Below are 10,679 nucleotides of genomic sequence, written 5' to 3' on the forward strand. Positions count from 1 at the left end.
ATCATGCCTCCTGGGACGGGGTGGACAGGCGTTCCGGCGTGGCCACCGGGTGGTCCCGCGGGACCACCAGCAGCAGCGGGCGGACGAGCTGGCGGGCCGGGGACCGGTCCTCCGCGAGGCGGCGCTCCTCCTCCACGGTGACGCGCCGCTGGCGGATCTGCGCGCGCTGGATCAGGGCGTCCGACTCCTCCTCCCACTGTCGAGCCCGGTGGACCCAGCGGTCCACACGCGCCTGAGCGTCCTCCACCGCCGCCGGGAACACCGCGGCGCGCAGATGCTCGGCGGCGGCGTCGACCGCCGGGCCGACGTGCGCCGTCAGGCCCTCCGGATCCGCGGCGGGGCCGGGGTTGGGCGAGGGGGCGTCCAGCCCCACCCGGGCGAGCATCGCGGCGGCCGAGACGTGCTCGCTCACCGGGGCCAGCCCAGCCTCCGGACCGAGCGGGAACTCGACGGACAGCCAGGCCGAGGTGACCGTGTGGCCCGCCCGGTTGGTGAGTGTGCCGTTCAGCAGTACCGCGGGGTGCTCCACGTCCCCGCGCACGGCGAAGACCTCGTTGCGGCCGAGCGCCGCGAGCGCCCGGTCGCTGATCCAGTCCAGCACCGGGTGCAGCGGGCCGAGGAAGTGGGCCTCCGGCCACGTGGAGTCCGAGGTGTCCGCGAGCGCCTTCTTCAGCAGGTCCGTGCCCTTCTGGCGGGTGGTGGCCAGCACCAGGCGCTCCGTGACGTGCCGGTCCGCCAGGTAGGACTGCGGGAGCACCGTCAGGCGGCGCTGCAGATCCTTCGGCGGGGCGAGCTCCACCAGCTGCTGCTCCGGGTGCTCCCGCCAAGAGACACCCCCGCCCTGCTCACGGGGAGACTGCTCCGGGCGCGTGAACACCTCCACCAGGCCTTCCCGGAGCAGTTCCAGCGGCTCCGCCGCGGTATCCGAGCCGACCGGGGCACCCGCCGGGGTGGGGGCGGCGGCGGGGGGTGCGCCGTCGTCGTTCGGGGAGGTGGCGGGCGTGGCGGCTTGCGCCGCGCCCGGAAGCGCCGAGCCGGCCAGGCGGGCCATGAGGCCGGCGAGCGAATCCCCCGCGGCCACCGCGCCGGCGTCGGCGACCACGTCCTCGAAGTCCTGCTGCCCCGCGAGGACGGCGCGGATGGACTTCTCCTCCGCCTCCACGTCATAGGCGCCCATGAGGCTCGCGGCGTCCCCGAGGGTGGTGTGGGCCTCGTGCTCCTTCTCCACCAGGCGGGCGAGCACACGCAGATCGCCCGAGAACATCTCGTGGCTCGGCTCCAGGATGAGCGCGGTGAGCTGTGGGCTGGTGCGCTGGCCGTAGCGGTCCACGCGGCCGTTGCGCTGCTCCAGGCGGATGAGGGACCAGGGGATGTCGTAGTGGACGAGCTGATGGCACTGGAGGTGGAGGTTCACGCCCTCCGAGGCGACGTCACCCGTGACCAGGATCCGGACCGGCGTATGGGCCTGCTTGAAGGATTCCACCACCTCCATCTGCTCCTGATCGGAGAGCCCGCCGTGCAGCAGATCGACGGCGGCCGCGGGAAGCTTGAGGTCCTTCTGCAGGCGTTCCCGCAGCCAGTGCAGGGTGGCGATGCGCTCGGCGAAGATCACCACGCGCTCGGGAGCGCCCGGACCGACGCCGATGCTCTTCAGGTGCTCCAGCAGGGCCGCGTACTTCCCGCCGCGGGGCTCGGCCAGGGCCTCCTGGTTGAGGGTGCGCAGCCGCTCCAGGGCGGCGATCTCCTGGGACTGGGCGTGGTTCTCCGGGTGGAGCCGGCGGATGCGATCCGTGAGCGTCTCCTCGAGGGCCGCCGGGGAGGAGAGGAACGCCTTGGCCAGGGTCCAGGAGAAGAGACCGGAACCCGCGGAATGCGGGGAGGATCCGGCCTTCGGGTGCAGCCACACGTCGGCGAGCTCCGCCGCCACCGCGTCCTCCGCCGGCGACGCCGGGACCAGGACGTTGCGGGGCTCCGCGCGCTCAGCCCAGGCCGCGCCCACGACGGCCGCGACCTCCGGGCTGTGCCGGTGGCGGCGCAGGACCAGGCGCTGGACCTCCTCCGGGATGGGCTCGCCGTCGGGGCTGACCGCCGTGGGCTCAAGGAGGCGGATGAGCTCCGCGAAGGACTCCTTCTTGCCGTTGTGGGGCGTGGCCGAGGCGAGGATCAGGGCGTCCGTCTGCGGTGCCAGGACCGAGGCGAGGCGGTTGTTCTGCGTGGCCGAGTTGGTGATGTTGTGGGACTCGTCGATCACCACGGCGTCCCAGCGGTGCTGGCGCAGGTGGGCCAGGTACCGGTCCGACTTCAGAGTGTCGATCGAGATGATGACGCGCTTGAAGTGGGAGAACGGGTTGCGGGTGGCCGGGAGCTGCTGACGCACCCGCTGGATGCCGAGGGAGTCCAGGCGGACGAACGGCAGGGCGAAGCGGGTCCACATCTCGTGCTGCATCTGCTCCAGCACGTGGCGCGGGGTCACGATCAGAATGCGTTCGCCGCGGCCGCGGCGGACCAGCTCGGCGAGGATCATGCCGATCTCGAGAGTCTTTCCGAGGCCCACCGCGTCGGCCAGGAGGAGCCGGGGGCGGAGGTTCTCCGGGTCCAGTGCCCGGGTGACGGCCGCCTGCTGGTAGGGCAGCGGATCCGCGAGCGCGCGGGCGGAGACGGTCACCGAGGTCTCGTCCACCGGCAGGGGGGACTTGCGGAGCGTGGCCTCCAGCCACAGGCGGGCCGTGCGGTGCGAGGGAGAGGGGTCGCCGACGACCTCGGCTGCGGCGGGGTCGAGGACCTGGATGTCGTCATGCCGCTCGTAGAAGGTGGCCTCGGTGTCCCGGACCAACTCCGTCAGCCCGCGGACCGACAGGAGCTGACCGTCCGCCGTCGGCTCCACCGAGGTGACGAGCCACTCCTCGTCGCGGACCACCACCACAGAGCCGGGCGCGACCGTGAGCGTGGAGGCGGTGGGCACGATGGGCTCCTTCAACGGTGAAGTGCGTGGTCACGGTCACTGTAGGCAATGAGGCGGGGCAGCGCACGGACGCGCGCGGTGTCGGCGCCGCGGAGGGGGAGCCGCAGGTTCTCCGGTGGTGTCAGCCGACCCGCTTGCACTCCCACCTCATAGACTGCGACCTACCCCACTCCTTCGCACATCCAGGCAGGCCCCACGTCGTGAAGTCCCTCGTCGATCGCGCAGTGAACCTCTTCACCTTCCTCGCCAAGCGCGAGGCGATGAAGACGACGGTGATCCGCGACCTCAGCGCCTACGAGAAGGAGGGCTCGGTCCGCTGGCTGAGCGCCCTGCCCGAGTCTGTGACGGTGTCGCCGGACGCAGAGGACCAGGATCACGTGCTCACGGTCAGCCGGCCTCCGGCCCTGCCCGCGCCGAGGGCGAATGAGGAGATCCGGACGTGGCTGACCGGCCCGCTGGACGACCCGAAGCGGCGCCCCGCCGTCTCGCCGCCGGTGACGTCGGCCTCGGGGTCGGAGACTGAGGACCTCGATGCGCAGGTCGAGCCCACGGAAGACGAGGTCGCCACCCCGCCTGAGGTGCTGACGTGGTTGGAGCACTGGGACCGCTGGTCCGAGGAGCATGTCCGCACCGAGGCCCAGAAGAAGCTCTACCGGGAGTTCTTCCAGCTCCATGACCGCTCCACTCAGGAGAGCGACACCTCGGAACTGGTCCTCGGCCTCGGCCTGCTCAGCTGGGATGTGCTCAACACCGAGGGCCGGGCCCAGGGCCGCATCGACCGCATCCGGCGTCACCTGCTCACCGTCCCGGTGCAGGCGTCCATGGAACAGTCGACAGGCGACATCCGCATCGATCTGGACGAGTCCCGCCTCGGCCTCAACGCCGAAGTGGACATGATCCCGGCAAGCGAGATCGCGGACCAGGCCGTGGTCCGAGAGCTGGTGGAGACGGCCCGCGGGTTCGACGGCGGGGTGATGGACCGCGAGGCCGTGAGCAGCCTGCTCATGGACTTCATCCACCGGTTCCACGCCGAAGGTGAGTGGACGGACGCGGACACCGCGCCACTGTCCGGACCTACGCCCGTGGTCAGCTGGTCCCCCGCCCTGATCCTGCGTCAGCGCCGCCGCGCCGGCCTCGCCCAGGCACTGCAGACCATCGCCGAACGCATCTCGGAAGACCAGCAGGTCCCGGCCGGTGTCGCCCCCCTGCTCGACCCCGACCAACTGCCGCCTGTAGAACGCGACGCCACCCCCGGCGCCGTCATCACCCTGGACGATGAGGTCTACTCCCCCCTGCCGCTGAACGATGTGCAGCGCCGGATCATCGAACATGTCGACTCCCACGCGCAGACTCTTGTGCAAGGGCCTCCCGGTACCGGAAAGACCCATACCGCCGCGGCCCTCATCAGCCATCTGCTGGCGCAGGGCAAGCGCATCCTCATCACGGCCGAGACGGAGCGTGCACTCGTCGAGATCCGCGGCAAGCTCCCGGAGCAGGTCAAGCCCCTCGCCGTGTCCGTGGTGGGGACCGGCCGGGAGGAGATGGCCGAGCTCAGGACCGCAGTGGACACCATCGCGGACAAGTCGACGTCCCACGACCGGGAGGCCGCCCTTCGCAGGATCAACGCCCTCCACCAGGACATCGATCGGCTGCGCTTGGAGCGCGCCTCCCTCTCGGCCTCACTGGTGGCGGCGCGAGAGGTCGATGTGGCGGTGCACAGACGCGGTCACTACGAAGGCACTCTGGCGCGGATCGCCGAGCGCTACAGGGAGGAGGAGGACCGGCACGGGTGGATCACCGATGTCGTGCCCGCCTCCGTGGATCTGGCCTGCCCCCTCAGCACTGAAGAACTCGCTGCGCTTCAACGGAACATGAGTGAAGCGGCCCTTCCCTCGGATCTGGACGGACTCCAGGGCCGACGCCCCGATCTGGCGGCGGTAATGACCCCCGAGGAGTTCTCCGATCGGGTTCATCAGCTCTCCGGGATGGAAGACGCCGGTCAAGAGGGACTCGACCCCGTGGTCCGGTCGCGGGCAGCTGCGCTCAGCAGCTCCTCCGTAGAGAAGCTGGACTCGTTGCGGAGGACCGCGCTCGCACTCACCGAGAGCCTAAGCCCGCTCAGTAGCAGCCGCGAAGCCTGGGTCGCCGACGCCGTCGCAGACGTCATGAGCGAGCATGACGCGCCCTGGCAGGGTGTACGGGCATCCGTCGCCGGGATGCACGAAGCCCTCGACGGTCACCTGCTACGGCTCGGCGACACTGCCGTCCAGGTCCACGCCGACCCAGCGCGCATGGTCATCTTGGCACGCCGGCTCCTCCAGGAGCTGGGCCCGGAAGGACGACTCAAGACCGCGGCGGACGGGTCCGTGAAAGTCGGAATGTTCACTCCGACCGTGGTGAAGGAGAGTCGTGAACTCTTCGACGCCGTGCGGGTGGACGGCGTCGCCCCCTCCACCGGGGCGCACTTCGCGGCCATCCTGGAGAATCACCAGGTCCATGCAGTCCTGGCGCAGCTCGACCAGGTGTGGCGCGTGGACCCCCAGACCTCCGCCTCAGCCCACCCGCGGGCCCGGCGCGACGCTCATCACTCCCGGGTGCAGTTGCTGGACCGCGTCCTCGGCCTGGCCGCCGCCGCACATACGGCGGCTGCCGAGCTGCGCGCCGTCGGCGGCGTTCCGGTCCATTGGGTGGATCCGGCCGAGCGCCGGGCCCACCTGGATTCTCTCCTCCACGCGCGCCGAGAAGCGGTCGCCCGCGACGCTCTCCGGCCAGTCCAGTCGCTCGAGAGCCACGTCTCCACCCTCGCCCAGTGGAAGGACGCGGCCGCTCCCGTCCACGAACTCCTCGATGCCCTCCGGGAGCGGGACGTGAACCGCTATCGCGACGCCTACGCGCTCCTGGTTCGGCTCAAAGCCCACGCGGACGCCGCGGCCGAGCGCGATGCGCTCCTCGCCCGCCTCCGACCCGAGGCGCCGCGTCTGGCCGACAAGCTTCGTGGACCCGACCCCGAGGGAGTCTGGACGGACCGCGTGCCCACCCTCCGGGCAGCATTCGACTGGCTCGCCCTGGGCCCATGGGTCGCGGCCCGGGAGAACGTGGACGTCAATCAGGTCCAGGATCAGATCAAGCTCAACGACGAGGCGCTGCGAACCGTCGCCGAGGAGCTCGCCTCCCTGCGCGCATGGAACCATGCCGTCAGCCCGGAACGCCTGACCCCGAGCAGCCGGGCCGACCTGCGGGGCTACTCCCAGCTCGTCCGCCGGCTCGGCAAGGGCACTGGCAAGTACGCCGACCGCCGCCGGGGGCAGATCCGTGAGGCCATGGAACGGTGCCGCCCGGCCGTCCCGGTGTGGATCATGCCGCTGTATCGGGTGACGGAACAGTTCAGCATGGAGGAGAGGATGTTCGACGTCGTCATCGTCGACGAGGCCTCCCAGGCCGGTGCCGAGGCCGTCTTCCTTCAATTCCTCGCCCCCAAGATCGTCGTGATCGGTGATGACAAGCAGGTGACGCCGTCCGCCGTCGGCACCAAACTCGATGACCTGCAACAGCTGGCCGGCCGGTACCTCGAGGACCACCCTTCGCGTCCCTACTGGGAGGACCCGCAGCGGTCCCTCTTCGACGAGGCGCTGCAGCGCTACGGCGGCCAGCTCACGTTGACTGAGCACCGGCGGTGTGTACCCGAGATCATTGAGTTCTCCAATCAGATCGCCTACCGTCCGGACAACGTGGAGCTCGTCCCGGTCCGCCAGTTCGGCGCTGATCGACTCGAACCCTTCGTCATCACCCACGTGGCCGATGGACGTGAGGAGGGAAGCTCTTCTCGCCGAGTCAACCGGGCCGAGGCCCGCGCCCTTGTCGACGACCTCCGCGCCTGTCTCGCGGATCCGGCGTTCGAGGGACGGTCGATGGCCGTGATCTCCCTCGGCGGACCCACCCAGGTCTCCCTGATCGAGACGCTGGTCATGGAGGAGATCCCCGCTGAAGACCTCGCCCGCCACAACGTGCGAGTGGGGTTGCCGCCGTCCTTCCAGGGCTCGGAACGCGATGTGGTCTTCCTGAGCCTGGTGACCGGCCCCTCGGACGAGGGCAAGCGCATCATGGCGCCGACCTCGGACCAGTACGTTCAGCGCTTCAACGTCGCCGTGAGCCGGGCGAAGGATCAGATCCGGCTCTTCCACACAGCCACCTTGAACGACTTCAAGAACTCCGCGGACCTCCGCTACCGCCTGCTCGACTACGCGTACGGGGTGGCTCGCCGCGGGCGCGCCCTCGCTCCCGGGGAGTCTCCGTTCGTCTCAGACGCCGTCCGTCAGGCGCCGTTCGACTCACTTTTCGAGCAGCGCATCTATAACCGGATCGTCGCCAGAGGATTCACCGTGGAGCCCCAGTTCCAGGCGATCGGCTATTCCCTGGACCTCGTCGTGATCGGCCCCAAGTCGCGCGTCGCCGTGGAGTGCGACGGCGACCACTGGCATGGCCCTGAACAGTACAAGGACGACCTCCGCCGGCAACGCGAGCTCGAGCGTTGCGGCTGGACGGTCTTCCGGGTCCGCGAGTCCCTCTACTACGTGGATCCCGAGAAAGCCCTCGAGCCGTTGTGGCAACTGCTGGAGAAGATGAAGATCCGACCATCCGGCTGGCTCGAGGAGGACGAGGTCGCCGACGAGGTCCTGGCCGATGGTTCAGCCCCCTCGGACGACGTTGCCTCCGAGGAGGACATTGAACTCGAGGGCGAGCATCCCGATCGACCCCTGGACGACCCGACCCCGGATGATGACCCCAGCCCGGACGTCGGCGACACCGAGGACGTGCTCGAGTTCTCGCGGCCCTCCGTCGGTGTAGAAGTCCATGACGACTTCACGGGGCTGACGTCGTCTCCGGACGCCGTACGAGTGCCGGCCATACCGCCGGCAGCGCAAGCCTCCCAAGAGGATTTCCCGACGGCGGTGGTACCCGCGGTGAAGCCTTACGAAGCATTCACCGGAAGGACGGTCCCGGTTCACGAGGCGGAGCGGGCGGAGATCCACGAAGGCATCCTCGCCATCCTGGAGGTCGAGGGGCCGGCCATCGGAGACCGGGTCAAGCGGGTCTATGTCGAGGCCTCCGGACTTCGCCGTATGGGACACGTGATCGAGCGGGGGCTCGATGCCGCTCTGCGATCGGTGGTGCATCGAGCACTGGTCGTGGCTGAGGATCCACTGGATCAGCGGAAGGTCGGGGGCACGACATACCGCCTCCCCGCGCAGCCAGACGTCGTACCCCGTGACGCGGGCCCGCGTGAGATCCGCGTCATTCCGCCCGCTGAAGTCGCGGCTCAGATGGCCCGGATCAGGAAGGACCAGCCACAGCTCTCGAAGGACGAGCTCCTTCGGGCGACGCTGGAGCACTACGGCCAGAAGCGCTTGACCGAACAGATTCGCGCCCATCTGAACGCCGTCCATGCACTCATGGACTCGATGAGCGGCGGGACGCGGTAACCCTGTCCTGCGTCTGGCCGTTATGAGCCCCGGAATCGCCTTCATAACGGCACTCTGCAGGACAGCTCGGACAGGGAACGGCTATCTGCAGGACAGGTCGCCCTGGGGGACGCGAAGACCCCGCGCCTAGACTGGCCGCGACCCCTCGGCCCACCCCCACGCCCGCCCCACGCACCCACACCGCCACCCCTCCCAGCCCCCCAGGAGCCCCCGCCGTGCCTCGCGTCTCATCCCGCCCGCACACGGGCCGCGACCGTCTGGTCTGGGTGGACGCCGCGCGCGGGATCGCGCTGGTCTCCATGTTCGTCGCGCACGTGGCGCCCTCGGGCGGCCCGGCGGGCGTCCTGAACCTCTCCGAGCACCTGACTGCGGCGCTGTTCGCGGCCCTCGTGGGCGTCTCAGCGCGCCTGGAGGTGCAGGGCCTCGGCGTCGGCCGCGCCCTCGTGCGCGCGATGGTCCGCGCCGCCGCCCTGCTCGGCGCCGCCTGGCTCACCTCCCTCTTCGACGCGGCGGTCGTGGACGTGCTCACCCACCTGGCCGTCATCACCGTCCTCATGGCGCTCCTCGCGGCCCTGCCCCTGGCCGTGCACCTCGTGCTCGCGCTCCTCGCCGGCGGCGGCGGGATCCTGCTGACGGCGGCCGGCACGCTCGCCGTCGCCGACGCCCTCGCCCCGGCCGCGCGCGCCCTCGGCCTGGACCCCGCGGAGCTGGTCCCGGCGGTCGCCGGCTTCCTCACCGCCGGCCCGTACCGCCTCACCGCGTTCCTCGCGTGGGCGCTGCTCGGCGCGGTTCTCGTGCGCACGGTCCACGTCACGACGACGGCGCTCCCCCGCTCCGGCCGCCTCGTCGGCCTGGGCTGGGGCGTCGGCGGGGTGGTCCTGGCCGGCCTGGTGATCCTGCTGTCCCGGGTGCAGACCGGGGCCGCGCCCGTGCCCTACACGGGCACCGCCGCCGAGATCCTCGTGGACACGGGCCTTGTGCTCGGCGTGCTGGGCCTGTGCGCCGCCGTCGTGCCGTCCCGGCCCTCGCCGGCCACGGACCTGCTGGCCGTGCCGGGCTCCATGACCCTCTCCGTGTACGTGGCGCACCAGGCCTACCTGGGCTGGGTGCTCACGGCCGGCCCCGGCCCGTGGGTCGACGGGCGTGGCGCGGACGACACCTGGTTCAACCTCGCCGCGCTCCTGGCCGGCGGGATCCTGCTGCCGCTGCTGTGGCGGGGCCTCGTGCGGGTCCGCCCCTTCCGCGCCGGCCCGATCGAGGGGATCGTCCGCCTCGTCACCGACCCGATCGGGCGCCGCTCGAGGGGAGAGCACTGATGGGCCGCCGCGCCGACGCCCCCGCCGGGCCGGGCCGCGCCGTCGTCGTGCCGACCACGACGCCCACGCCCGCACCGGCCTCCGCCCCCGTCCACACCCCCGCGCCCGCGCCCGCGACCTCGTCCGCCTCAGCGGGTAGCCTCGGGCAGGTGAGCGAATCCACCACGTACCTGCTGGTCGACGGCGAGAACATCGACGCCACCCTCGGCACCTCCATCCTGCAGCGCCGTCCCCAGCCGGACGAGCGCCCGCGGTGGAACCGCCTCCTGTCCTTCATGGGCGAGCACTGGGACCAGCCCGTCAAGGGCCTGTTCTTCCTGGCCATCGACGGTGACATCCCCGTGCCCTTCGTGCAGGCGCTCACCGCGATCGGCTACAAGCCGATCATGCTGCGCGGCGCCGGCAAGGTCGTGGACATCGGCATCCAGAAGACGATGGAGGCCCTGCAGGAGCGGGACGACGACGTCGTCCTCGTCAGCCACGACGCCGACTTCGCCCCCCAGCTCACGGACCTCGCCGCCACCCCGGACCGCCGGACCGCGATCATCGGCTTCGAGGAGTTCCTCTCCCACGAGCTGCGCCGGATCCCGGACGTCGAGTTCTTCGACCTCGAGTACGGCGTGGGCGCGTTCGACACGCCGCTGCGCCGCCTGCGCGTCATCGACATCGACGAGTTCGACCCGTTGGAGTTCCTCTGACCGAAGAAGGCCCGCCATGGCCCCGCGCCCCACGCCCATCCGCTCCGTGCTGCAGGTCTTCGCGCTCGACTGCCCGGACCCGCCCGCGCTGGCCGAGGGCGTGTTGCTAAAGGGTTCGGGGACGTGGATGCGCGAGTCTAGGGTCATGTCGCGTGATGTCATCTCGGACGAGGTCTGGGCCGTGATCGGCCCGCTGCTCCCCGCGCCGAAGTCCACCGGTCGG

At 70.8% G+C, this 10,679-nt stretch carries 5 protein-coding genes; 4 read left to right on the forward strand and 1 reads right to left on the reverse strand.

What is annotated here, in order from left to right:
• Position 1 precedes the first annotated feature (1 nt).
• Positions 2-2,962: a DEAD/DEAH box helicase gene (locus tag NWP10_RS02575; RefSeq protein ID WP_258299791.1), complete on the reverse strand. Its 2,961-nt coding sequence runs from the start codon at positions 2,960-2,962 to the stop codon at positions 2-4.
• A gap of 200 nt (positions 2,963-3,162) precedes the next feature.
• Here NWP10_RS02575 and NWP10_RS02580 point away from each other — a divergent pair, with 200 nt between their 5' ends.
• From NWP10_RS02580 to NWP10_RS02595, 4 genes are all read left to right on the forward strand, one after another.
• On the forward strand, positions 3,163-8,442 hold the full coding sequence (locus NWP10_RS02580) for an AAA domain-containing protein (protein WP_258299792.1): 5,280 nt from the start codon (positions 3,163-3,165) through the stop codon (positions 8,440-8,442).
• A gap of 215 nt (positions 8,443-8,657) precedes the next feature.
• Positions 8,658-9,758: a hypothetical protein gene (locus NWP10_RS02585; RefSeq protein ID WP_258299793.1), complete on the forward strand. Its 1,101-nt coding sequence runs from the start codon at positions 8,658-8,660 to the stop codon at positions 9,756-9,758.
• Between the two features lie 149 nt (positions 9,759-9,907).
• Positions 9,908-10,456 (forward strand): NYN domain-containing protein, encoded by a 549-nt coding sequence (locus NWP10_RS02590; RefSeq protein ID WP_017489009.1) that lies wholly within the window; start codon positions 9,908-9,910, stop codon positions 10,454-10,456.
• Positions 10,457-10,472: 16 nt separating this feature from the next.
• Positions 10,473-10,679 (forward strand): hypothetical protein (locus tag NWP10_RS02595; protein WP_258299794.1); only part of this gene is annotated, 207 nt, incomplete at its 3' end.

This window comes from Micrococcus sp. HG099, assembly GCF_024723355.1.
Lineage (GTDB): Bacteria > Actinomycetota > Actinomycetes > Actinomycetales > Micrococcaceae > Micrococcus > Micrococcus endophyticus.